The 220-nt window shown below is 43.6% G+C and carries 1 protein-coding gene; it reads left to right on the top strand.

Annotated elements, in window-relative coordinates:
* Window positions 1-220 (top strand): hypothetical protein (locus ACI77I_RS32340; protein ID WP_407000290.1); only part of this gene is annotated, 220 nt, incomplete at both ends.

Below are 220 nucleotides of genomic sequence, written 5' to 3'. Positions count from 1 at the left end.
TTAAAACCAAAAGCCATTCACAAAGAACCTTACAAAAAATCCAACCGCTTCCTTCCTCCCACCCCGAGTCTAAGACAGTGAATATAAAATCAGTTGCACTCAAAGCAGCAGGCTGCTTGGCGCTTGCACTTTCATTGAACGCACAAGCCGAAGTTGACTACGGGTACATGTATCCGCCCATGCTACCAAATGAACAAAATATGAACGATTTACCTTATGC

It is taken from the genome of Pseudomonas sp. D47, from assembly GCF_045447305.1.
Lineage (GTDB): Bacteria > Pseudomonadota > Gammaproteobacteria > Pseudomonadales > Pseudomonadaceae > Aquipseudomonas.
The sequence above is the reverse complement of the archived record's forward strand: the minus strand, read 5'-3'. Positions and strand labels throughout refer to the sequence as shown.